Raw genomic sequence first — 21,950 nt, 5'->3', positions numbered from 1 at the left:
AATCCGCTTCCGTGGCGCTCTTGCAGGCCTGCCGCGAACGCCGCGATGCGGCGCCGCGTCGACCATCAACCCATCCGCACTACTGTACGTTCACCCGCTTACGTGCATTAGCCGAAGCCACTGCCGTCATGTTGATGATGCGTCGCACGGTCGCAGCCGGCGTCAGGACGTGCACCGGGTTTTCCGCGCCCAGCAGGAACGGACCAACCGTCACGCCTTCGCCACCGACCATCTTCAGCAGGTTGTACGCGATGTTCGCCGCTTCGACGTTCGGCATGATCAGCAGGTTAGCTTCGCCGGTCAGCGTCGTGCCCGGGAACGCGGCCTTGCGGACCACTTCCGACAACGCCGCATCGCCGTGCATTTCACCGTCGATCTCGAGCGAAGGCGCACGTTCGGTGATCAGTTTGCGCGCCGCAGCCATGCGTTGCGACGACGCAGACGGCGCGCTGCCGAAGTTCGAATTCGACAGCAGCGCGACCTTCGGCGTGATGCCGAACTTCTCGATCTCGCGCGAAGCCAGCATCGTCATGTCGGCGAGCTGTTCGGCGGTCGGCGTTTCATTCACGTACGTGTCGCAGATGAACAGGTTGCGGCCCGGCAGCATCAGCAGGTTCATCGCGGCGAAGTTCTCCACGTTTTCCGCCTTACCCAGCACTTGCTCGATGAACTTCAAATGCGTGTGGTACTGGCCGATCATCCCGCAGATCATGCCGTCCGCTTCGCCGAGGCGCACGAGGATCGCGCCGATCAGCGTGTTGAACTTGCGCATCGCGGCCTTCGCGACGTCCGGCGTCACGCCTTCGCGCGCGCCGAGTTCGTGGTATGCCTGCCAGCATTGCTGATAGCGCGGATCGTCTTCCGGATCGACGACCTCGAAATCTTCGCCACACTTGAGCTTCGAGCCCATCTTCTTCAGACGCATCGCGATCACTGACGGACGACCCACCAGAATCGGCTTGGCGATTTTTTCCAGCAGCACGAATTGCGCGGCACGCAGCACGCGCTCATCTTCACCTTCGGCGAACACGATGCGTGCCGGCTCGGACTTCGCCGCGGCGAACACCGGACGCATCACCATGCCGGTGCGGTACACGGTCGTGCCGAGTTCTTCACGGTACGCGTCCATGTCCTTGATCGGACGGGTCGCGACACCCGAATCCATCGCGGCTTGCGCGACAGCCGGCGCGATCTTGATGATCAGGCGCGGATCGAACGGCTTCGGAATCAGGTATTCAGGACCGAATTCGAGCGAGTGACCTTCGTAAGCCTTGGCGACTTCATCGCCCTGATCGGTTTCTTCGGCCAGCTCTGCAATGGCGCGCACGCACGCGAGCTTCATTTCTTCGGTAATCGTGGTCGCGCCGACATCCAGCGCGCCGCGGAAGATGAAGGGGAAGCACAGGACGTTGTTGACCTGATTCGGGTAGTCCGAACGGCCAGTCGCGATGATGCAGTCCGGACGCACTTTCTTCGCGTCTTCCGGGCGGATTTCCGGTTCCGGATTCGCCAGCGCGAGAATCAGAGGCCGCGTGCCCATTTCGGCGACCATTTCCGGCTTCAGCACGCCGGCGCTCGAGCAGCCGAGGAACACGTCGGCGCCGCGGATCGCATCAGCCAGCGAGCGCGCTTCGGTGTTCGCCGCGTAGCGTTCCTTCGACGGATCGAGGTTGCCGCGGCCTTCGTAGATGACGCCCTTCGAATCCGCGACGAGCACGTTCTTCTTCGACAGGCCGAGGTTCACCAGCAGATCCAGACACGCGATCGCAGCAGCGCCCGCGCCCGAACACACCAGCTTCACTTCGTCGAGCTTCTTGCCGACCACTTTCAGGCCGTTCAGGATCGCCGCCGAAGCGATGATCGCGGTGCCGTGCTGATCGTCGTGGAAGACCGGAATCTTCATGCGCTCACGCAGCTTCTTCTCGATGTAGAAGCATTCCGGCGCCTTGATGTCCTCGAGGTTGATGCCGCCCAGAGTCGGCTCGAGCATGGCGATCGCTTCAACCAGCTTGTCCGGATCGGACTCGCTGAGTTCGATGTCGAACACGTCGATGCCGGCGAACTTCTTGAAGAGACAGCCCTTGCCTTCCATCACCGGCTTCGCGGCGAGCGGACCGATGTTGCCGAGGCCGAGCACGGCCGTGCCGTTCGTGATCACGCCGACGAGGTTGCCGCGCGAGGTGTACTTCTGCGCGTCGAGCGGTTCTTCGTAGATCGCCATACAGGCCGCGGCGACGCCCGGCGAGTACGCGAGCGACAGGTCGAGCTGGTTCGACAGCGGCTTGGTGGGCGTGACCGAAATCTTGCCGGGTTTCGGATTCTGGTGGTATGCGAGAGCGCTTTGCTTAAGTTGTTCGTCCATTTTTTAGCCTGCGAGACGTAAGAAATTGGGCCCGGCACACTGCACCGTAGGCGTCGCTTGCGTCTATCGAATAGATAATCGACTGCGGCGGTTTTCGCATGCGCCGGTTGGGCGCGGCGTCGAGCCTCGGCGGAGGACAAGACGGTGCGGAGTGCTACGCGGGTCGGTTAGTGTACACCCCGAATGCGTCGATGCACTGAGTGGTTAACACGGCTCACCATCGGCGAAACAAGGCGCCGCCATGCTGCAGCGCCGCATCCAGCGGGCGTTTTGCTCGCCGCCGCGCGCGTGTCATTCGAGCGCGGCGCCGCGTCGTTCGGGGATCAGAAACAGCGTAGCGAAGATATCGAGCAGATAGATCGACGCGAGCAACACGAGCGCTGCGCCGAACGAATAGTGTGCCGCCAACGCGCCCACGACGACCGGACCGAAGCCGCCTACCGCCCGTCCGACGTTGAACAGCACGTTCTGCGCGGTGGCGCGTGCATCGGTCGGATAAAGCTCGGAGATCAGCGCGCCATAGCCGCCGATCATCCCGTTGACGAACACACCCATTGCCGCGCCGCCGATCAACAACGCCATCGGCGTCGTCAAATGTGCGTAGACGAACACCATCACGACGGCGCCCGCCTGGTAGAACAGGAACGTCGGCTTGCGACCGAAGCGGTCGGCGGCGATGCCGAACAGCCAGATGCCGCACGCCATGCCGAGAATCGTCGCGGAAGTCCACAGTCCGGACTTCGTCAGCGAGTAGCCGAAGGTCTTCGACAAATAGCTCGGAAGCCAGATCATCAGACCGTAATAGCCGAAGTTCTGCACCGAACAAAGAATCGCCACGCCGATGCTGGCGCGCGTCGTGCGTGCATCCGTCACCAGCAGTTTCAGCGGCAGCTTGCGCATCCCGCGCGCCACGCGCGCGGCGAACAGCGCCGGTTCCTCGACGTGCCGCCGCACAAAAAACGACACCACCGCCGGCAGCAGACCAAGCGCGAACATGCCGCGCCAGCCGATCACCGGCAACAGCAGCGGTGTCAGCAACGCGGCCGCCAGCACCCCGAGTTGCCAACCGAGCCCGACATACGACGACACGCGCGCCCGCTGCGAAGCCGGCCACGCTTCGGCCACCAGCGTCATACCAATACCGAACTCACCGCCGAGGCCAACCCCCGCAATCGTCCTGTAGGCAAGCAGGTCGGCATAGCCTTGCGCCACGGCGCACAAGCCGGTGAACACGGCGAAGATCAGGATCGTCCACGTGAGCATGCGCACGCGGCCGAAATAGTCGCTCAATACGCCGAAGATCAGCCCACCGGCCACGGCGCCGATCAGCGTCCACGTGACTAGCGAGCCGGCCTGCGTGGACGACAGATGCAGATCGGCGGCAATCACCGGCAGCATGAAACCGAGGATCAGCAAATCGAAGCCGTCCATCGCGTAACCGAGCACCGAGGCGATCAGCGCGCGGCCGGCGTAGCCGCTTTTGACGGGTGTCCGGGTGTCGGTGGCAGAAGATGCGGCTGTCATTGAAAGCGTTCCGTAGGCCATAGGGGCGGCATCAACGCACGGCCGCCCGGGAAATTCGCGTGAGTGTAAAGGCGGGTCTGGCCGCTCACAAGCTAGCCAAAAAGCGAACAGCGAAGTTGGTCCAACAGAAGGTTGAGAGGCTCGTTCAGCGAGAACGTTACGGCCGCCATTCGCCGCCGGCGCGCACGACGGCCTCCTCGGAAGGGTGCAATTCGGGTAAAGTGTCGGGCTACGCGCGCAGCAAACACCGGCCTGCACTCCACTGGCCGGTTGCGTATTCCGCCCGGCATTTCGGTCACAACGGCGCGGCATACGCCGCTTGCTGCACCACCGGGCTCCGCGCCCGCCTTCCCCCGCTCACACCCAAGGATCCGCCCATGACAGGCTTCGATCGCCAGACGATCTCCGACACCACCGCCAAGATGCTGCTGGAAGTGCAAGCAGTGCACTTCAACGCGGAGAAACCGTACATTTTCACGTCCGGCTGGGCGAGCCCGGTTTATATCGACTGCCGCAAGCTGATCTCGTATCCGCGTGTGCGCCGCGGTCTGATGGAAATGGCCGAAGCCACCATCCTGCGCGACGTCGGCTATGAGCAGATCGACGCGGTCGCCGGCGGCGAAACCGCCGGCATCCCGTTCGCGGCATGGCTCTCCGACCGCCTGATGGTGCCGATGCAATACGTGCGCAAGAAGCCGAAGGGTTTCGGCCGCAACGCGCAGATCGAAGGTTTGCTGACCGAAGGCCAACGCGTGCTGCTCGTCGAAGACCTGACCACCGACAGCCGCAGCAAGATCAACTTCATCAACGCGCTGCGCACCGCCGGCGCCACGGTTAACCACTGCTTCGTGCTGTTCCACTACAACATCTTCAAGGAAAGCGTGTCGGTGCTGAAAGACATCGACGTCGATCTGCACGCGCTTGCCACGTGGTGGGACGTCCTGCGCGTCGCCAAGCAAGCGGGTTACTTCGACACCAAGACGCTCGACGAAGTGGAAAAATTCCTCCACGCACCGGCTGAATGGTCCGCGGCGCACGGCGGCGCAACCTCGACGCCGCAGTAAGCTGCAGCGTACCCGCTCGACGCGGATGGAATAAAAAAAGGCCGCCTGTCGGAAAGACAGGCGGCCTTTTTTCATCGGCCTCGCCCCGCAGGACACAAGCACAGCGGCAGCTAGGACGCGCCGCCAGTACCATCCACCGAATGTGACGACAAATTCAGCAAGCCGTTGCTCTGCGCATACTGGAACAACTCCGAATCGCGATCGATGCCGAGCTTGCGCATCGCCGTGTTCTTCTGCGTGCTGATCGTCTTGATGCTGCGATTGAGCTGCTCCGAGATTTCCTTGATCGTCATGCCGGATACGAACAGGCGCACCACCTCGAGTTCACGCCTCGACAGCATGACCTCGTCGCTCTTGCCGCCAGCGTTCATGCGCAGCGTATCGAGCGCCGCCTTGACCGACGGGCTCAAGTATTCGAGGTTACGGCTGACGTGCAGCACTGCGAGCCCGATATGGCTCAGATCGTCCGATTTGTGGACGACCGAGGTCACGCCGAGTTCGCTCAGCCGCTTGAGCAACGCGGCGTTCTCCAGCATCGTCAGCACGACGATGGGAATGTTGGGGAAATTGCGGCGCAAATAGCCCATCAACGGCAGACCGTCGCCATATTGCCCACCTGGCATCGCCAGATCCGTCACGAGCACGTCGCAGGCAACCGTCTGCAGCACCTTCACCAACTCGGTTGACTGGCGCGCACGCGCGACCACCTGCATCCCTGGAAACTTGAGCAAAGCTTGTTCGGCGGCGAACAGAATTAACGGATGGTCATCGGCCACCACGACCCTGACTAGATCAGGCATTGCCTTCCCCTCGACTGATAAACCACTCTCCACAACTTCCGTTATGCCTTTTCTATTCTGCGTATTCGGACTATTCGGGCGCGCTGTCTTTTGTCCACGCAGACAATTTCCTCCGACTATAGCCGATTTCCCTCAAACCAAGCCCGCGAACTGGGGTACCCAACGATCAACGGGGCTAATGTTAGACTTGATTCGACCTTGGGGCACAAAATAGGGACAATAATGATTGCGAGGACGACCGCCTCGCGCCCTGACAGGAGAGCCGGCACATGCGCTCGCGTTGCCTGGTTGTTTCGCTTGCTTCGCCCCACCGTCGTCTGCCGTCTTTCACCTGCGCGATGCTGAGTCTCGCGCTACTGGCGGCGCATGGCCCTCACGCGCTCGCCGAAGGCGCATTCGCGCTCACCAGTGCCAGCTTCCATGCGGGCGGCACGGTGGATGCCGCGCAGGTTTTCAATCAGGACGACTGCAAAGGCGGCAACCGCTCGCCTCAATTGACGTGGCACGACGCGCCAACCGGCACGCGCAGCTTCGCGGTCACGATATTCGACGGGGATGCGCCCGGCCGCGGCTGGTGGCATTGGGCGGTCGCAGGCATTCCCGCCACCGTCGACCGCTTGCCGGAGAACGCCAGCTCGTCCGGCTTCCTTAAAAAACTCGGCGCGGTCGAAGCGCGCAACGACTTCGACATCGACGGTTACGGCGGCCCTTGCCCGCCGCCCGGCAAGCCACATCGCTATGTGATCACCGTTTATGCGCTGAGCACCGCCGACCTGCGGCTCGCGCAAGGCCGCCCCGCGCTGATGTTCGATCACGAAATCGGCACCGCGACGCTCGGCAGTGCGCGGATGGTGGTCAATTACGGGCGGTAGCGCCGGCCGTCCTCATGCTCGAGTTCACGAATCGTCGAGCCGGTGCGCGAACGGGCGCACGGCTTGCATCGGATTGCGACCCGAGCGGAAATTCTGTCATCCGCGCACGCTAATGTGCAGCAGGCCGGTGTACGCAATGCTTGTCGATGTCGCGCCGATCCACCCGCACACCTTTGCCGTGCTTGACCCATTCCCTTTTTCACCTTGCCGGAGAGTGCCATGTCGAAGATCGTCATCGTTTATCACAGCGGCTACGGCCACACGAAGAAAGTCGCTGAGGCCGTGCTGGCGGGCACCGTCGAAGCCGGCGCGGACGGCCGGCTGATGCCGGTCGGAGAAATCGACGACGCAGGCTGGGCCGAGCTGGCTGCAGCCGACGCGATCATCTTCGGCGCGCCGACCTATATGGGCGGTCCTTCCGCCGACTTCAAGAAATTCGCCGACGCCAGCTCGAAACCGTGGTTCGGCCAGACGTGGAAGGACAAAATCGCCGCCGGCTTCACCAACTCGGCGACCATGAACGGCGACAAGTTCTCGACCATCCAGTACTTCGTCACGCTGGCCATGCAACACAGCATGATCTGGGCAGGCACCGGCATGATGCCGTCGAACACCAAGGCCGCGACCCGCAACGATCTGAACTATGTGGGTGGATTCACCGGTCTGCTGGCGCAATCGCCGGCGGATGCTTCGCCGGAAGAAGCGCCGCCAGCGGGCGATCTGGAAACGGCGCGGATGTTCGGTGCCCGCATCGCCGGGGTCACGGCGCGGTGGATTGCTGCCCGCTAGCGCATCAGCTCGAGCAGCTTGCGTCCCGAAGCCACGGCGCCTGCGGCAGATCTTTGCCGAAAGCGCCGCGCGCATCGACGGGCGCGCGATGCACCCGCACACTCCGCCCTCCAATCTGCTCTGAATCCACCGTCAACGGCTTGCATCTGCCGCATAACCGGTCACTCCGATGTCATGTTTGGCGCGCATCGTCGTTTTTTCACCCCGTTTTGCACGGCCGCCGCCATCAGGTCTTAAAATAACGTTCCGGCGCGGTGTCGCGCCCCATTTCCAGCAAGCAAGTCAGTGAGATCGAGATGAGCACGAAAGTTTTTGTCGACGGACAGGAAGGCACGACCGGCCTGAAGATTTTCGAATACCTGTCGCAACGCGCCGACGTGGAGATCCTGCGTATCGAAGAAGCGAAGCGCAAAGACCTCGACGAGCGCCGTCGTCTCATCAACGCATCGGACGTCACGTTCCTGTGCCTGCCGGATGTCGCCTCGCGCGAATCCGCCTCGCTGGTGGACAACGATCACACCGTGTTGATCGACGCCAGCACGGCGTTCCGTACTTCCGCCGACTGGGCTTACGGTCTGCCCGAACTGGCTCGCTCGCAACGCGAGCGTCTGCGCACCGCGAAACGCATCGCCGTGCCAGGCTGCCACGCGTCGGCCTTCGTGCTGGCGATGCGTCCGCTCGTCGAAGCAGGCGTCGTGGCGCCGGACTTCGCCGCGCACGCATACTCGATCACCGGCTACAGCGGCGGCGGCAAAAAGATGATTGCCGACTACGAGGCAGGCGGCGACAACAAGCTCAAGAGCCCGCGTCCCTACGCGCTCGGTCTCACGCACAAGCATCTGCCGGAAATGGCGGCGCATACCGGCCTGAAGTCGGCACCGGTGTTCACGCCGATCGTCGGCGACTTCTACAAGGGTCTGGCGGTCACCACCTTCTTCTCGCCGAACCAGTTGGCCAAGAACGCAACGCCGCAAGACGTGCAGGCACTGTTCGCCGAGTACTACGCGGGCGAGGCGTTCGTGCACGTTGCCCCGTTCGAAGCAGACGCAAACCTCAACAGCGGCTTCTTCGACGTGCAGGCGAACAACGGCACCAACCGCGTCGACCTGTTTGTGTTCGGCAACGCAGAGCGCTTCGTGACCGTCGCGCGTCTGGACAACCTGGGTAAAGGCGCATCGGGCGCGGCGATCCAATGTATGAACCTCGCAATCGGCGCCGCTGAAGAAAGCGGATTGAAACGCTAATACGTGCGCGATCCTGACGGCGTCGACCGTCAATCCACAGAAAAGCCGGTTTGCAAAGACCGGCTTTTCTGTTTTAAAACCCCGCACGTCAAATCCACCTTTCGCAGTTAATCGGTAGTAGCCCGCATTACTTCAAAAATAAAAATCGGACTGCTCATCATCGGCCGGTAAATCATTCCCACAAATGCCCGGCACAGCATAGTTTTCCGCCTGGGGAAACTCCTGATTTTTTCGCGAACGGTCGTTCGAACATGATGGAGCCATTTTGCTGTGACGCTTGTCTGGTAAGCGTGTGCAGCGAAGCAACGGTACCGCCGCCGCAGTGAAATTTCCTTTTTTGTTTAAAAGGACCACCAACGTCCACCCTGTATGCGTCCCGCAAAAAAAGCGCTGTTTGAATCAGTCTTTTTAGACGGTTCTTTCAATTGACAGGCATTAACAGCGCAGCGAAATTACTTCGCACAATTACATGAAGGGAGACAGCAGCATGTCGGATGCCATTACTCGAGGCCTGGCAATGGCCATTGCCACGGTCCCATTTCTCATCGCTTGCGGAGGCGGCAAAGCCGACAATCCGGGCCCGATCAATTCGGCGCAATGCTCGGGTTCGAGCTGTGGCGTCCAAGGTCCGCCGGCCCAAGGCGCGGGCGCTGCCCCGCTGTGTCCGGCCAACGCCGACATCGTGAAGACCACGTTCCTCGGTGGCGCAGGCAGCGGCGAAGTGGTGCAGTTGAACATCGACGCCACCGCGATGACCTACACGCTGAAGTGGCTCAAGTCGCCGATCCCGTTGACCAGCGCCGACGTCACGGTGACGCGTGAAGGCACACAGATCACCGGCGCGGTGATCCATCCGCCGACCGGCATGCTGCCGACCGCGGAACAAACACGTTGCGCGTTCATCCTCGGCAAAGGCACCGGCACCGCGGCTGCCGACGGTACGACTTACACGACGCCGGACTTCGTCAACAATCCGAACCCACCGATGATCCTGGTCGGCCTGGGCGTAGCCGGCGGCGGCATTCCAGGCGCGACGGTCGAGTACGCCGGGCTGACCATTGCTCCGTTGCCGGGCCTGCAGAACATCGGTGCCGTGCCCAAGCGGCATTTCGACTTCTATCCGTTCCTCGGTTTCGCCAGCACGACGACGGACATCACCAAGCTGGCAGGCACCTACAACGGCCTGCTCTACCACATCGTGCCCTCGGGTTCTTACGCCGCAACGGCCACCAACACGGTTGAAACCTTCGACGCAAGCGGCAACTGCACCGGCTCCAACCCGGCAAACGCCGCCTTCAATCCGAGTACAAGCGGATGCCTGTCGACCGGTACGGCGTGGACCGTCAACAGCAGCGGCTATTTCGACAGTCAGCAGGCGCCGCAGATCGGTGCGCAACTGAAGCTGCCGCCGTTTAATCAGCCGAGCGGCAAGTCGGCTCAGGCACACATGATTCTCGGCCAGATCAACGGCGCAACCGTGCCGCTCGTCATCCGCACCGGCTCGGTCAACCTCGGCACGCCGCCGTTGCATCTCGACGCCAAGGTCGACGACGAATCCGGCATCGCCATGCTCGCTGCAGCCACACCGCTCGCATCTGGCGGCTTCGACGGCGGCTATGTCGGCGCGGATTCGAACTTCAGGTACACCGCAACGTTGATCCAGGGCGGCGTGGGCACCTTCATCAATCCGACCACTTCCACGGCGGAAGACGGCTTCGGTTTGGGCTACAGCCTGCCGAGCCCGGGGCTGGTCGGTGTGCAGGACAAGAACGGCAAGACCGGTTTCGCGATTGCCTCCGGTGGCCTGTACGCGATCGCCATTCAGGACACGATGAATGGCGGCGTAGCGCCGACTTCGCAGCTCAACAGCACCGCCTCCAGCGCGCAGTACTTCGGCGTCGGAGCGCAGATCAGCAAATAAGGGACGGCCGGTCAGCAGTTCGCAGTACGAGAAATAAATAGAGCAAATGGTGGCTGGACTGGGAGCCGGCCACTCACAACGAGAAAATTCAGGAGGCTGTATGAAATGGAAATTCCTTTCGGTGCTTGCTCTTGCGGCGCCGTTACTGGGGGCGTGCGGTGGCGGTGGTGGCAGCGGCGATGGACCGGTGACTGAAGTTCGCTTGTGTCCCGCCTCGCTCGATTACGGCACGGTGTTTACGGGCGGCGGCGGGGACGGCGAACTGGTCAAGCTGCAGCTCGATACGACCAAGATGACCTGGCAGGTCAACTACATCGAATCGCCAATTCCGGCGACCACCGGCACCGTCGTACCGACGCGTGCCGGCCAGAGCGCGAGCGGCACGCTGACTCAGGAAACCCTGCTGCCGACGAACAAGCTCAATCAGTGCGCGTTCCGTCTGAACGGCGCGAGTCTCGACCCGAATCGTCCGGCGCGTATTTTCGTCGGCGAAGGCGTGGCGGGCGGCACGATTCCGGGCGCGGAAATTTCGTTCGGCGGCATTCTCGGCGTGGGCGCGGTGCCCGATACCAAGTTCCCGTACTACCCGTTCATCGGCTTCTCGTCGATTGAAACGAACCTCGCGAACGTGGTCGGCACCTACAACCAGCTCGGCTATCACCAGGTTCCGTCGCAAAACTTCGCGCCGGTCGCGGTCGATTCGAAGATCACGATCAACGCGGACGGCACGTGGAGCGAATGCGACAACTCCGGGATCAACGCGGGCAAATGCCAGCAGCCGGGCACGAACTTCGTGCAGGCATCCGACGGCAGCGGCGCGTTCGAAACCGACAAGTTCCTCGGCCAGGCAAAGCCGACGCTCGCCACTACGCCGAAAGCCAGGGGCTACATGATCGTCGGCAAGCTGCGCAACCAGCTGGTGCCGATCCTGGTTCGCGCCGGCGCGGCGAACTCGTCGGTCACCGTGCCGCAGAACGGCGAACTCGGGCCGTATGCGGATGACGAATCGGGCATCTCGATTCTGGCGCCGCAAAGCTCGATCGCGGTGAACTCGCAAAACGGTGAGTACATCGGTGTGGATAGCCAGTTCAACTATCGCACCACCGCTCTGGAAGGCACGCAAGCGACGCTGCTCGATCCGTTCAACGCGTCGCAGGCATCGCTCGCGACGGCGCTGAATCTGGACTTCACGCAAGCCGTACCGGGTGTGGTGACGACGACGCAAGTGGGTGCTTCGACTGGCACCACACCGACCGGAAAGATGATCTTCACGGGCGGCGTGTTCGGCTACCTCGATCTGACCAACGCGGCTTCGCCGTACTTCACGATCGGCGCCTTCGTCCAGTAACGGGCAAAGCCACGCGTCGCCAACACGCGACGAGGCGTGCACGTCCCGGCTGCTGCGTACAGGCGTCAACACAGCAGCCGGTGCCCACAGAGCACAGCGTATTCAGCGCAACGGCCGGGTAACCGGGCCGCCGCCGCGCGTCTCGCGAGGCGCGCTTCAGGAGGAGGAACAACATGAAAAAAATCTATCTCGCGGTACTGGCCGCTTGCCTGTCCGCCAGTGCCCACGCGCAACATGCGGGCGACAACGTCGCCGTGCTCGGCTGGTTCCACGTGATGCCGCAGGATTCGAGCACGCCGCTCACCACCAACGTGGCACCGACGCCGATCAATACGCCGCTGCGTCTGCCGAGCTCCTTCACGTCAGCCGGCACGGGCTTGTCGACCAATCGCGCCAATACGGTCGGCCTCGTGTTCAGCCATTACCTCACCGATCACATCGCGGTATCGACGGTGGCGGGCGTGCCGCCGGTCTTCAAGCTCTACGGGCACGGCACCATCAAACCACCGGGACCGGCAGGCGCGCTCGGCCAGCAGAATCTCGGCGATCCGCAGGCCAATCCGATCGTAAAGAGCGTGCGCCAGTGGAGCCCGGCGCTGCTGTTCCAGTACTACTTCAATGCGCCGACCGCGAAGTTCAGGCCGTTCGTCGGTATCGGCGTGTCCTACAACTGGTTCTCCGATGTCCAATTGAGCCCGAACTTCGTGACATCGACGCAGAACAACCTCGGCGCGGTGCTGGCAGCAGGCGCGGGCAAGCCGGGGCAGACGCAGGTGTCGGCGAAGGCTTCGTCGTCATGGCAGCCGGTGTTCAATGCGGGCCTGTCGTACAACATCACCGATCACTGGGGCATGGTGGCCTCGGTCACGTACATTCCGCTGAAGACGACCTCGTCGGTCATCGTCAAGGCGGCGGACGGCACGGAACTGGGTGTCTCCAAGGCGGAGCTGAAAGCCGATCCGATCATTTCGTTCCTGGCAGTCTCGTACAAGTTCTAAGTTCCAGGCTCGACGCAAACGCCGACGCGACAAAGCCGGCGGCCCGTTCACGGGGCAGACGGCTTTGTGTTTTCTGTTTCTGGGCGATGCGCGAAATTCGGGGTAAAAAAAAGCCCGCCTAAGTTGGCGGGCTGAATCCATATCAGAGGAGACATGGAGGAGACAAGACGAACTATAGCAAATGGTTTGGTGCGACGCAACATTCCAATTAGGGTTGACCCTCAACGTTGCTTATGCGCAACACTTTGCCGGCCGAATTCGCATCGGCACCCTGTATGCGCCTAGTGGCGCACCAGCGCCATCATCGCGCCGAAGCCGACAAACACACCGCCCGTCAGACGATTGAACATCTTCGCGACGCTGCGACTCTTCAATTTGGCGCCGATCCGCGTGCCGAATCCGGCATACACCAGATACCAGCTCACCTCGATCGTCGCGAACGTGGCGACGAGTACGCCGAACTGCGGCAGTTTTGGCTGCGTGGCGTCGATGAATTGCGGCAACAACGCGGCGGCGAACAGGATGGCTTTAGGGTTGCTGCCAGCCACCAGGAAGCCGTTACGAAACAGCGCGATGCGCGAACGCACGGGTTTTGCGGCCAGCTCGTCGGCTTCGCCCGCGGCGCCTTCGTCGGCCGGCGCGCGCCATGCCTTGATGCCCAGATAGACGAGGTACGCCGCGCCGATCATGCGCAGCGCGTTGAACATCGCCGGCCATGCTTCGAGAAACACGCCAAGGCCCGCCGCCGACACTGCCAGCATCAGCACCAGCGCCGACAGGCATCCGGCCATGGTCGCGCTGGAGCGGCGCAGGCCGTGCTGGGCGCCGTGCGTCATGACCAGCAGCATGTTCGGACCGGGAATCGCGGAAACGACGAAGACGGTGGCGGCGAACAGCCACCAGGTATGCAGACTCATGAGGATCGGCGCGGGAAGCGCGGGAAAGAGGATCGGGCGGCTATTATGCCCGCCCACGCGAATCCACGGCGCCGCAGTGCTGCCGCTTCGCAGCGGGAAGCCACGCGCGGTCTCAGCGCCCGGGTACGAAGCCTGCCACGCCTCGCGGGCGCGCCTTTGCGCGACGCCCACACGCAGATGCTCAGCGCCCTGCCCGCCGCGCCGCCACCTCGCCCAGCACCGCGAAATCTTTCTCGCCGTCGCCATGAGCCACCGCTTCCAGCAGGCTGTCGCGCACGACGCTTGCGATCGGCAGCGGGGTCGTCACCGCGTCGGCGGCTGCCAGCGCAAGGCGCACGTCCTTCAGCCCGAGGCGCGCCTTGAACAGCGCCGGCTCGTAGCGCTGCTCGGCGATCATCTTGCCGTAGCCCTGATAGACCGGCCCCGGGAAAAGGCCGCTTGTGATCACATCGAGGAAATCCTGCATGGCGAGGCCGTGACCGGTCACCAGCGTGGCCGCCTCGCCGAGCGTCTCGACGGCCGCGGCCAGCATGAAGTTCGCCGCCAGCTTCATCACGTTCGCCTGCTGCGGCAGTGAACCGATGCGCCACGTTTTCTGGCCGATGGCGTCGAAAATCGGCTGCACGCGGTCAATCGCCTCAGCTGGACCGCCGGCGACGATCGTCAGCTTGCCCGCCGCCGCGACATCCGGCCGTCCCATCACCGGCGCGGCGACATAGTTGACGCCGCGCGACGCGTGCGCCGTCGCCAGTTCCTCGGCCAGCGCCACCGAGATCGTTGCCATGTTCACGTGGATCAACCCGCGCGGAGCGTGTTCCAGCAGCGACGCAGTGATGACTTCGCGCAGCGCGGCATCGTCGGCGAGCATCGAGAACACGGCGTCGCCCGCAAACGCTTCGGCCGGCGTCGCGACGATCCGCGCGCCTGCATCGACGAGCGGCTGCGCGCGTTCCGGCGAGCGGTTCCACACGCGCACCTGGTGCCCGGCTTTCAAAATGTTTGCAACCATCGCGGCGCCCATCTCGCCGAGACCGATAAAACCGATGTCCATCTGTCGCTCCATCTTCTAAAGAACTGGAAGTAGAGCACACCCACGCTACACGTGCAGGACAGCGCGCATCGAAACACGGTGCGATACTGATGCGATGGTCACCGCGACTTTCCGCTTCTATGAGGAGCTGAACGATTTTCTCGCCCGGCCGCTGCGCCGGCGCGCGTTCAGTTGCGCCTGCGCGCGCGGCGCCACCGCGAAGCACATGATCGAGGCGCTTGGCGTACCGCATACCGAAGTCGAGCTGATTCTGGTGAATGGCGAATCGGTCGGTTTCAATCACCCGCTGTCGGACGGCGACCGGATTGCCGTTTATCCGAAGTTTGAAGCGCTCGACATCCAGCCGCTGTTACGCGTGCGCGAACGGCCGCTGCGCGTCATGCGCTTCATCGCCGATGCGCATCTGGGCGGTCTCGCACCGCTGTTGCGGCTGGCAGGCTTCGATACGCTCTACGACAACCATTATCCCGACGCCGATATCGAAGCGCTCGCCGCCGAACAACAGCGCATCGTTTTGACACGCGACCGTGAGTTATTAAAACGGCGCACCATCACGCACGGCTGCTACGTGCGTACCCTGAGGCCCCGCGAGCAATTGCGCGAAGTGTTCGAACGGCTCGATCTGGCCGGCAGCGCGCAGCCGTTTCGTTTGTGCCTGATGTGCAATGCGCCGCTGCGGCGTATCGCCAAAGAAGATGTCGCCGGCCGCGCGCCCGAAGGCGTACTGAAACGGCATACGCAATTCGTCACCTGCGACGTCTGCCGGCGCGTGTTCTGGGAAGGCACGCATTGGCAGAGAATGCGCGCCTTGATGGACAGCGTGACCGGTGCGCAAAGCCGGTCCGCTTACCCCCCGTCTGAACCCCGGGCACCGCCGCTCACGTAACGCGCGGCGCGATGCGTACAATGCGGGATTACTTATCTGGCAGAGGCCTTCCGTATGGCGATGAAAAAAACCGACCTTGAAAAGAACAAGGCACTCAAACTGAACAACGCAATGAAGCTGTCGACCGCCGAGCGTTTCGGCAAGGCCGCGGCGGCCGAGCCGAAGCTCGACCGCCGCGAGCAGCGCAAGCTCGATCAGGCACAGGGCCTGGTCCCGTTTGCCTGCAAGCTGAACGGCGACCTGGTCGCTGAACTGAAGGACCGGGCTGCTACGCATCCGGAAGGCATGAGCGGACTGCTGAACGAGGTCATCAAGCGCGGCCTCGCTGGCTAAGCGCTGTCGAGCGCGCTATTGCCGCGTTTTGTCCGCGTCACGGCCGGCAAACCGCTGCCCGAATACAAAAAAGGCCAGAGCATAAGCTCTGGCCTTTTAGCTGGCGACGCTGAACCGGAACCGCCCTGCACTAGCCGACTATCGGCGCACAGACACAAACCGGCGAGGCTCGCCCCACGAACCCAGGCGTCAGCTTAGTTCGCCGTGCCCTTGTCGTTCGTGCCAGCTGCCGAAGCTGCTGCCGAAACCGGAGCGCGCTTGCCGTGCGTCTTCAGCTTCTTGATGTGATGCTTCTTCGGTGCGCTAGCTGCATCAGCCGGCGCTGCCGTGTCCGATGCCTGTGCGAAAGCTTGAACGGAAACCAGCGCGATCGAAGCGGCTGCGAGCGAGGCGATAACTTTTTTCATGTGTTGTTCCCCAAACCTGAACGACTGAGTCAATGTGAATGAATTAGCTGCACGGTGAAGCAGACATGGCTTGAGGCGCCTTCCCGCTCCCCGCGGGAGAGTATTACGCAGTGTAGGCGGTTTGTCATGCCCAAAACTCGATATGTATTTTCCGGGAGACACGTTGCTTTCGCGATGCTTTCACTCATTAAGCATGCCGCATTAGGGCAATTACCTAGGGCGTTGCTTTAGACCAGATTACGCAGCAAGCTGGCGGTTTCCTGCAAGGTCGGCAGCACCCGGTGCAGCGCGGCGTTCGCCGACTCCTGGCCGATCGGCATGCTGACGCTGATCGCCGCTACCACCGAGCCGTGCCGGTCACGCAGCGGCACCGCGACGCCGCGCATACCTAACTCCAGTTGCTGGTCGGTGACGACGTAGCCATTGCGGCGGATTTCGCCGAGCACCTCGCGTAACTTCTCGATGGTGGAATATGTGTGCGGCGTGAACACCTTGATCGGATACGAGGCGAGCCACTGCTCGATGTCCTCCGGCGCGCGAAACGCCAGCAGAATCAGGCCCGCCGACGACAACGGCGCGGGCGCCCGCGAGCCGAGCACAAAACCGACCGCCATCGCCCGGTTCACGCCATTGCGCGCGACGTAGACCACGTCGTGTTCGTCGAGAATCGCGACCAGCGCGGTTTCCTGCACGGTCGCCGTAATACGCTGCAGGAACGGCTGCACGGTGCGCGGCAAGCGCGCTGAATCCAGATAGGACTGGCCGAGGCGCAGCACCCGCGGTGCCAGCCAGAACAACTTGCCGTCGGTATCCACGTAGCCGAGTTCGCGCAGCGTCAGCAGATAGCGACGCGCCGCCGTGCGCGACAGCGCGGCGCGCGAGGCTACCATGGTCGGCGTCATGCGCGCGTGCTCTTCGTCGAATGCTTCGATGATCGCAAGCGCCTTCGCGGCGCCGGCGATCCAGTCTTTCTCATCCATTGTGCTTGCCTGAAAATCGGTCGGCCCGGCGGCGCAGTCGTCCCGTCAGCCGCATGGCCGTTGCGCGATTATCGCGCAGTAGCCGCCCGGTGTGGGATTCGACGCCGGCTCATTTGATGGACGCGCAATTGTCTTCAAGTGTTCGCGAGTGTCTACCGGCGTATCGGGCACGCACGCACGCGGCTAGAATCGGCGCCTCATAGTGGAGACCGCGACATAAACGAAGCCCGTCTCAAAACCAGCGTGCCGCTGATCGAGGATGACGATCGCCTTGTGCAGTCGATCGGGGAATATCTGAATAGCTGCAAGACGCGCTTCGCCACCTATGAGCCTTGGCTTTGCTTGAAGCCTGAAAACCGACTTTAGAAACTGCCTTTGAAACCTGACACCCGCCAACACCTGCGCGCCAATCTGCTGATGCTGATCGCGGCGATGATCTGGGGCTCCGCCTTCGTCGCGCAACGCTTGAGTCTGGATGCAATTGGGCCGTTTCTGTTTACTGGCCTGCGCTTTTTGCTCGGTGCGCTGGTCGTGCTGACGATGATCGTTTGTGTGCGACGCTCCGCGCTCGACGAGTTGTCCAAACGTGAACCCGGCGGCGCACGCGAATTGTTCGGCGCCGGCGTGCTGCTCGGCATCGCGCTGTCCGCGTCGATTTCCTTGCAGCAAATCGGTCTGCAATACACCAAGGTCGCCAACGCCGGCTTCATCAGTTCGCTGTATGTCGTGATCGTGCCGCTGCTGGGCGTGCTGTTTCGGCATCGCACGGGAATCGGCACCTGGCTCGGCGCGACGCTCGCAGCGGTCGGCATGTATTTTCTGAGCGTCAACGAACAGTTTTCGATGCTGTACGGCGACTGGTATCAGCTCGCCGGCGCGCTGGTGATTTCCGTACAGATGATGCTGGTCGGCCGCTTCGCGTCGCGGCACGATCCGCTGATGTTGGCGCTCGTGCAGTTCGTGACTTGCGGCATCGCGTGTCTGCTGGTCGGGCTCGCGATCGAGCCGATCAGTCTCGCGGTGATCGTGCGCGCCGCGCCGACGATTCTTTATGGCGGTGCGTTGTCAGTCGGCGTCGCTTATACGATCCAGGTGGTCGCGCAGAAGCATGCGGCGCCCTCGCATGCCGCGGTGATCTTCAGCATGGAAGGTGTGTTCGCCGCGCTGGCGGGATGGCTCGTGCTCGGCGAGACGCTATCGGCGCGGGCGCTGTTCGGATGCGCGCTCATGCTGACGGGTTTGATCGTGTGTCAGGTGATGCCGGCGTGGCGTCGCGGACGCGAGCGGCTGCCTCATGCTTCCTGAGTCACGCCTATTGAACGCGTAGCCAGTCGCCCCATTCCACGCCGAAGCAGGCCAGATATTTACGCAGGCGGTCAGCATCGTTCGGTTGAATGCCGCAAGGACGAAGACGTGATCGACGAAATCCCGATGACCTACAAGGACATCGACGCGGTGATGGCGGCGCAGTCTTGTCGAGGTGGTTCACACGCTGCGGCAAGTGGTGTGCGTGAGGGGACTGGAATAGCGATAGCGCGCGGGTCGTTCTCCGCGCGCTTCGACGCTAAGCCGCGCGCGGCTGGGTGAAAATTTTTGGGATGTCCGCGGTGGGTGGAAACACGCACCAGCAGCCGTCGTCGTGACGAAAGAAAAACAAACCACGCGAGCCGGTTTCCGATGACGCCTCGACGCGTACATAACGCCTGCCACCCAAGCGGGTACGGCTGAATTCGGTAACGTGAACCGGACTCGACGGTCCGGGCGCCAGCCATTTCTCGACAAGGAAACGCAGCGATTGTTCGCTCGCGGATCTCATGATTCGCTCCGGGCCGGTTTGTCGCGACGCGATTCGCGCACGGCCTCGGTGCTTTCAGCACTCTCGCCGGCTGCGTCCGCGTCGTGTTCCGCGGAGGCGAGGGCTATGGCCCGGTTGGTCGCCGCCGCCCGCAGCGTGCTGCAATGAGCGGCATGTCTGATATCCGAAAGAAGACGGACTAGCTGTCGTGCTGTTCTGCGTTTCATCGCACACCCCCGCACTGCACCAATGACTTCAGAAAACACTTTAACTTTATGCCTGGATCGGCCGTTGCTGAAATGGTTTTGACTAAATAGCAACAGTTGCGCTTGCAAAAAGAGACACGCAATCTTCGTACCGTCCGCCTTCAATGTGCGCGCATCCGGGCGTCGAAGTATGTACGGTGGCGAGCGGATGGTATGAATGAAAAGCCGGTGGGAAGCGGCATGCTAAGGCGCTGCGAAGCGCTTGAGTTATCCACATATGCCTATGGATAACTTCGGGATAGGGCGTCGGACAGCCTGTGCGCGGAATCTTGATAAAGCGGGACGGTTCGCGAGCACCGCTAAAGTTATCCCACCTTTGTAGTTTTTCTACAGACGTGTTCCGCAACGTTATCGTCTTCGCATGCTGTTGATACGGCGGAGAATTTGAGACTTATCCACAGAAGGGGTTAACCCTTGTTAACTATTACTACATATATATACGTATGAAGTAAAAGACATAGGACAAGTACCACTGCACGCTGAAATCAAAGGCTGAGCGAGCGCTGAGCGCAGCCACGACACAGCCGCAGCCGCAGCCGGATGTGATCAGGGCGCCGCGCTCCCGCTTGCAGGTTGTACGGAAGCAGCCTGCCCCACCGCATCGGGCAGCGCCGGAGTGGGCGCAGGAACCGTGGCTTCGACAGGCATCGGCAATATGCGCGCCTCGACGTGGATGTTAGTCACGGGCTGAGTACGCACCACCGTCTGCAGATAGTGGTCGACGAGTCCAAAGAAGCGGTCGTAGAACTTGCCCGACGGAATGGTCTCGCTTGAAATCTTGACCATCGCGTCGCTGTTCGAACGGATCGGCAACGACAACGATCCCAGCACGCTCAGGCCAACGCTCGCAGACGTATCGCTTTTCTTCAGAGCAAAGCCGTTTTGCACGGCGTTCACGTAGACGATGCTCGTATCGCTCGCCTCTTCACCCGGCGTACAGACGACATGAAACTCCACGACGACATGCGAATCTCCGGTGGGCTGGAAATTCTTCGTACCGTCGACGGTGTCGGTGCGCGTCATGGTCGTGAGATAACCCTGGCTCAGCAAAGCGCGGCGCGCAGCCTCGCAGGTATCGGTGGTATTCGAGTTGAAATTGCGTGCGTAAGGGCTCGCGCCCGTTTCGAACAATTCCTGCTGGAATTTCGGCTGCGGAGCGCTGCTGCAAGCCGCAAGCGTGAGCAACCCGAACAGCGAGGCGGTGGTGGTTTTGAAAAGCGAGGTGAACATGGTCGATCGGAAGGGGCGCTACGTGAACTCGAATGGAAATGCATTGTAGAGCGCGTTGCGCAAGCTGCGTAAAAAGCGTGCAGCCCGCGCCTCGCGTCGCCTTACACGACGTGATCGCCCGTTACAGCGCCGAGGTCCGCTGCAACGTAAATGGAAAAAGGGAAAAGAAGCAGGCGCTCAGTTCGACGCCGCTGGCAATCCGTTCGACAACCCCGGCGCGCCGATCGCCCCTGCAGCGTTGCCGGCCGGCATCGCAAAGGAGTTGGCCCAGTTGCCCGGCGCCGCACAACGATCGGCCGAACGAGCCTCGCACCCGCCGGCCAGCGCGTCCGGGTACTGCGCCGCGTCCTGCGAGCCGGCTACTTCGGCGAAGTCTTCGACGCGCAAGCTCACCTTCTGCGCGTATGCTCGCGACCCGCCGTAGCTCTTGAGCGCCGCGCTCAGGTCGCCATTGGCCGAGCGCATGTAGCCGTACAGGATCGCCGAACCGACTTCGATGTTGGTGGTCGGCTCGGTGAGGTCCTTGACGTTTCTCAGCAGCCCTCTGTGGGCGCCCGGCACGACCTGCATCAGCCCGGTTGCGCCGTTGGCGCCCTTGGCCTTTTCCTTGAAGCGGGATTCGATCGAGATGATCGCCAGCAGCAGTGCCGGCGGGAGTGAATACTTCGAAGCGGCGGATTGCACCGCGTCCGAAATCTTTTGAGCCTTGTCCTTCGTCAGACCGAACTTGTGCGTCAGATACGCGGACATGCGGTCGGTATTTTCCTCGGCCATTGCGGCTTGCATCAGGCCGATCGAAAGCACGATCAGGCAAAGTAACCGGCTCATGACGGAGGACGGAGAAGGAAAAGGATTCGCGCATTATAGCGCTGCCCCAAAATTCGTCTGACCAAAGCGGACCGGCCAGTGTTTTGGCGCGTGTCACTTCAACGGCTTGGCCTTCAGGACGTAATCGTCATTCAGCGTGGTGAGGAAAGCGGCGACATCGTCGATATCCTGCTCGGACCACACCGTGCACTCACCTGCTTTTTGCGTCGCAGATCTTGTGCCGTTAGTTGCACTTTTCCGTCGCGGTAGTAATCGAACTTGTTTGTGCACGGGTGAAAACTCGGGTCTTCGAGTTCGAAGCGCTCGATCGCGTACATTGCTTGCGTGAACGCCCT

General features: G+C 62.1%; 20 protein-coding genes and 1 pseudogene. 11 read left to right on the top strand and 10 right to left on the bottom strand.

Annotated features, from left to right (window positions below; translation table 11 throughout):
• Positions 1-79: 79 nt before the first annotated feature.
• The gene (locus tag WN982_RS01380) at positions 80-2,362 is read right to left on the bottom strand and encodes an NADP-dependent malic enzyme (protein ID WP_341314078.1); all 2,283 of its coding nucleotides are present in this window, start codon (positions 2,360-2,362) and stop codon (positions 80-82) included.
• Positions 2,363-2,653: 291 nt separating this feature from the next.
• Positions 2,654-3,886 (bottom strand): MFS transporter, encoded by a 1,233-nt coding sequence (locus WN982_RS01375; protein ID WP_341314077.1) that lies wholly within the window; start codon positions 3,884-3,886, stop codon positions 2,654-2,656.
• 377 nt (positions 3,887-4,263) lie between these two features.
• Here WN982_RS01375 and WN982_RS01370 point away from each other — a divergent pair, with 377 nt between their 5' ends.
• Positions 4,264-4,950: an orotate phosphoribosyltransferase gene (locus tag WN982_RS01370; RefSeq protein WP_341314076.1), complete on the top strand. Its 687-nt coding sequence runs from the start codon at positions 4,264-4,266 to the stop codon at positions 4,948-4,950.
• A 110-nt stretch (positions 4,951-5,060) separates the two neighbouring features.
• On the opposite strand, the gene WN982_RS01365 is transcribed toward WN982_RS01370, so the two are convergent.
• Positions 5,061-5,750: a response regulator transcription factor gene (locus WN982_RS01365; RefSeq protein WP_341314075.1), complete on the bottom strand. Its 690-nt coding sequence runs from the start codon at positions 5,748-5,750 to the stop codon at positions 5,061-5,063.
• A 269-nt stretch (positions 5,751-6,019) separates the two neighbouring features.
• On the opposite strand from WN982_RS01365, the gene WN982_RS01360 reads away from it, so the two are divergent.
• The 6 genes from WN982_RS01360 (at position 6,020) to WN982_RS01335 (ending at position 12,922) form a co-directional block, all read left to right on the top strand.
• Positions 6,020-6,622, top strand: a complete 603-nt coding sequence (locus WN982_RS01360; RefSeq protein ID WP_341314074.1) for a YbhB/YbcL family Raf kinase inhibitor-like protein — start codon at positions 6,020-6,022, stop codon at positions 6,620-6,622.
• A gap of 219 nt (positions 6,623-6,841) precedes the next feature.
• Positions 6,842-7,411, top strand: coding sequence for a flavodoxin family protein (locus WN982_RS01355; RefSeq protein ID WP_341314073.1), 570 nt, complete (start codon positions 6,842-6,844; stop codon positions 7,409-7,411).
• A gap of 296 nt (positions 7,412-7,707) precedes the next feature.
• The gene (gene argC, locus WN982_RS01350; RefSeq protein ID WP_341314072.1) at positions 7,708-8,655 is read left to right on the top strand and encodes an N-acetyl-gamma-glutamyl-phosphate reductase; all 948 of its coding nucleotides are present in this window, start codon (positions 7,708-7,710) and stop codon (positions 8,653-8,655) included.
• A gap of 487 nt (positions 8,656-9,142) precedes the next feature.
• Positions 9,143-10,576, top strand: a complete 1,434-nt coding sequence (locus tag WN982_RS01345) for a DUF2957 domain-containing protein (RefSeq protein WP_341314071.1) — start codon at positions 9,143-9,145, stop codon at positions 10,574-10,576.
• Positions 10,577-10,676: 100 nt separating this feature from the next.
• Positions 10,677-11,924, top strand: a complete 1,248-nt coding sequence (locus WN982_RS01340; RefSeq protein WP_341314070.1) for a DUF2957 domain-containing protein — start codon at positions 10,677-10,679, stop codon at positions 11,922-11,924.
• Between the two features lie 173 nt (positions 11,925-12,097).
• Positions 12,098-12,922: an OmpW family outer membrane protein gene (locus tag WN982_RS01335; protein WP_341314069.1), complete on the top strand. Its 825-nt coding sequence runs from the start codon at positions 12,098-12,100 to the stop codon at positions 12,920-12,922.
• Positions 12,923-13,203: 281 nt separating this feature from the next.
• On the opposite strand, the gene WN982_RS01330 is transcribed toward WN982_RS01335, so the two are convergent.
• Together WN982_RS01330 and WN982_RS01325 are read right to left on the bottom strand one after the other, a co-directional pair.
• Positions 13,204-13,839, bottom strand: a complete 636-nt coding sequence (locus tag WN982_RS01330) for a LysE family translocator (RefSeq protein ID WP_341314068.1) — start codon at positions 13,837-13,839, stop codon at positions 13,204-13,206.
• Between the two features lie 181 nt (positions 13,840-14,020).
• Positions 14,021-14,890 (bottom strand): NAD(P)-dependent oxidoreductase, encoded by an 870-nt coding sequence (locus WN982_RS01325; RefSeq protein ID WP_341314067.1) that lies wholly within the window; start codon positions 14,888-14,890, stop codon positions 14,021-14,023.
• Positions 14,891-14,984: 94 nt separating this feature from the next.
• Here WN982_RS01325 and WN982_RS01320 point away from each other — a divergent pair, with 94 nt between their 5' ends.
• Positions 14,985-15,776 (top strand): Mut7-C RNAse domain-containing protein, encoded by a 792-nt coding sequence (locus tag WN982_RS01320; RefSeq protein ID WP_341314066.1) that lies wholly within the window; start codon positions 14,985-14,987, stop codon positions 15,774-15,776.
• 54 nt (positions 15,777-15,830) lie between these two features.
• Entirely contained in the window at positions 15,831-16,109 is a 279-nt protein-coding gene (locus tag WN982_RS01315; protein WP_341314065.1) for a hypothetical protein, read from the top strand.
• A gap of 194 nt (positions 16,110-16,303) precedes the next feature.
• On the opposite strand, the gene WN982_RS01310 is transcribed toward WN982_RS01315, so the two are convergent.
• Together WN982_RS01310 and WN982_RS01305 are read right to left on the bottom strand one after the other, a co-directional pair.
• A complete protein-coding gene (locus tag WN982_RS01310; protein WP_341314064.1) occupies positions 16,304-16,516 on the bottom strand; it encodes a hypothetical protein in 213 nt (70 codons plus the stop codon).
• A gap of 227 nt (positions 16,517-16,743) precedes the next feature.
• Positions 16,744-17,496 carry an IclR family transcriptional regulator C-terminal domain-containing protein gene (locus WN982_RS01305; RefSeq protein WP_341314063.1) on the bottom strand — a complete coding sequence of 251 codons (753 nt, stop codon included), beginning with the start codon at positions 17,494-17,496 and terminating at the stop codon, positions 16,744-16,746.
• A gap of 375 nt (positions 17,497-17,871) precedes the next feature.
• Here WN982_RS01305 and WN982_RS01300 point away from each other — a divergent pair, with 375 nt between their 5' ends.
• Together WN982_RS01300 and WN982_RS01295 are read left to right on the top strand one after the other, a co-directional pair.
• Positions 17,872-18,801, top strand: coding sequence for a DMT family transporter (locus tag WN982_RS01300; RefSeq protein ID WP_341314062.1), 930 nt, complete (start codon positions 17,872-17,874; stop codon positions 18,799-18,801).
• Positions 18,802-18,885: 84 nt separating this feature from the next.
• Positions 18,886-19,024, top strand: a pseudogene (locus tag WN982_RS01295) (RtcB family protein); the annotation flags it as partial.
• Between the two features lie 36 nt (positions 19,025-19,060).
• On the opposite strand, the gene WN982_RS01290 reads toward WN982_RS01295, so the two are convergent.
• The 3 genes from WN982_RS01290 to WN982_RS01280 all read right to left on the bottom strand — a co-directional run bounded on the left by WN982_RS01290 (position 19,061) and on the right by WN982_RS01280 (position 21,615).
• Positions 19,061-19,312 carry a hypothetical protein gene (locus WN982_RS01290; RefSeq protein WP_341314061.1) on the bottom strand — a complete coding sequence of 84 codons (252 nt, stop codon included), beginning with the start codon at positions 19,310-19,312 and terminating at the stop codon, positions 19,061-19,063.
• 791 nt (positions 19,313-20,103) lie between these two features.
• The gene (locus tag WN982_RS01285; protein ID WP_341314060.1) at positions 20,104-20,787 is read right to left on the bottom strand and encodes a DUF2242 domain-containing protein; all 684 of its coding nucleotides are present in this window, start codon (positions 20,785-20,787) and stop codon (positions 20,104-20,106) included.
• Positions 20,788-20,964: 177 nt separating this feature from the next.
• Positions 20,965-21,615 carry a transglycosylase SLT domain-containing protein gene (locus WN982_RS01280; protein WP_341314059.1) on the bottom strand — a complete coding sequence of 217 codons (651 nt, stop codon included), beginning with the start codon at positions 21,613-21,615 and terminating at the stop codon, positions 20,965-20,967.
• Positions 21,616-21,950 lie beyond the last annotated feature (335 nt).

Origin of the sequence: Paraburkholderia sp. IMGN_8 (assembly GCF_038050405.1) — a bacterium.
Classification (GTDB): domain Bacteria; phylum Pseudomonadota; class Gammaproteobacteria; order Burkholderiales; family Burkholderiaceae; genus Paraburkholderia.
The sequence above is the reverse complement of the archived record's forward strand: the minus strand, read 5'-3'. Positions and strand labels throughout refer to the sequence as shown.

Coding starts and splice junctions, on each gene's coding strand:
- WN982_RS01365 (WP_341314075.1), bottom strand. CDS start 5,750: ATGCCTGATCTAGTCAGGGTCGTGGTGGCCGATGACCATCCGTTAATT.
- WN982_RS01305 (WP_341314063.1), bottom strand. CDS start 17,496: ATGGATGAGAAAGACTGGATCGCCGGCGCCGCGAAGGCGCTTGCGATC.
- WN982_RS01340 (WP_341314070.1), top strand. CDS start 10,677: ATGAAATGGAAATTCCTTTCGGTGCTTGCTCTTGCGGCGCCGTTACTG.
- WN982_RS01310 (WP_341314064.1), bottom strand. CDS start 16,516: ATGAAAAAAGTTATCGCCTCGCTCGCAGCCGCTTCGATCGCGCTGGTT.
- WN982_RS01325 (WP_341314067.1), bottom strand. CDS start 14,890: ATGGACATCGGTTTTATCGGTCTCGGCGAGATGGGCGCCGCGATGGTT.
- WN982_RS01375 (WP_341314077.1), bottom strand. CDS start 3,886: ATGACAGCCGCATCTTCTGCCACCGACACCCGGACACCCGTCAAAAGC.
- WN982_RS01320 (WP_341314066.1), top strand. CDS start 14,985: ATGGTCACCGCGACTTTCCGCTTCTATGAGGAGCTGAACGATTTTCTC.
- WN982_RS01315 (WP_341314065.1), top strand. CDS start 15,831: ATGGCGATGAAAAAAACCGACCTTGAAAAGAACAAGGCACTCAAACTG.
- WN982_RS01330 (WP_341314068.1), bottom strand. CDS start 13,839: ATGAGTCTGCATACCTGGTGGCTGTTCGCCGCCACCGTCTTCGTCGTT.
- WN982_RS01360 (WP_341314074.1), top strand. CDS start 6,020: ATGCGCTCGCGTTGCCTGGTTGTTTCGCTTGCTTCGCCCCACCGTCGT.
- argC (WP_341314072.1), top strand. CDS start 7,708: ATGAGCACGAAAGTTTTTGTCGACGGACAGGAAGGCACGACCGGCCTG.
- WN982_RS01280 (WP_341314059.1), bottom strand. CDS start 21,615: ATGAGCCGGTTACTTTGCCTGATCGTGCTTTCGATCGGCCTGATGCAA.
- WN982_RS01380 (WP_341314078.1), bottom strand. CDS start 2,362: ATGGACGAACAACTTAAGCAAAGCGCTCTCGCATACCACCAGAATCCG.
- WN982_RS01290 (WP_341314061.1), bottom strand. CDS start 19,312: ATGAGATCCGCGAGCGAACAATCGCTGCGTTTCCTTGTCGAGAAATGG.
- WN982_RS01335 (WP_341314069.1), top strand. CDS start 12,098: ATGAAAAAAATCTATCTCGCGGTACTGGCCGCTTGCCTGTCCGCCAGT.
- WN982_RS01285 (WP_341314060.1), bottom strand. CDS start 20,787: ATGTTCACCTCGCTTTTCAAAACCACCACCGCCTCGCTGTTCGGGTTG.
- WN982_RS01355 (WP_341314073.1), top strand. CDS start 6,842: ATGTCGAAGATCGTCATCGTTTATCACAGCGGCTACGGCCACACGAAG.
- WN982_RS01345 (WP_341314071.1), top strand. CDS start 9,143: ATGTCGGATGCCATTACTCGAGGCCTGGCAATGGCCATTGCCACGGTC.
- WN982_RS01370 (WP_341314076.1), top strand. CDS start 4,264: ATGACAGGCTTCGATCGCCAGACGATCTCCGACACCACCGCCAAGATG.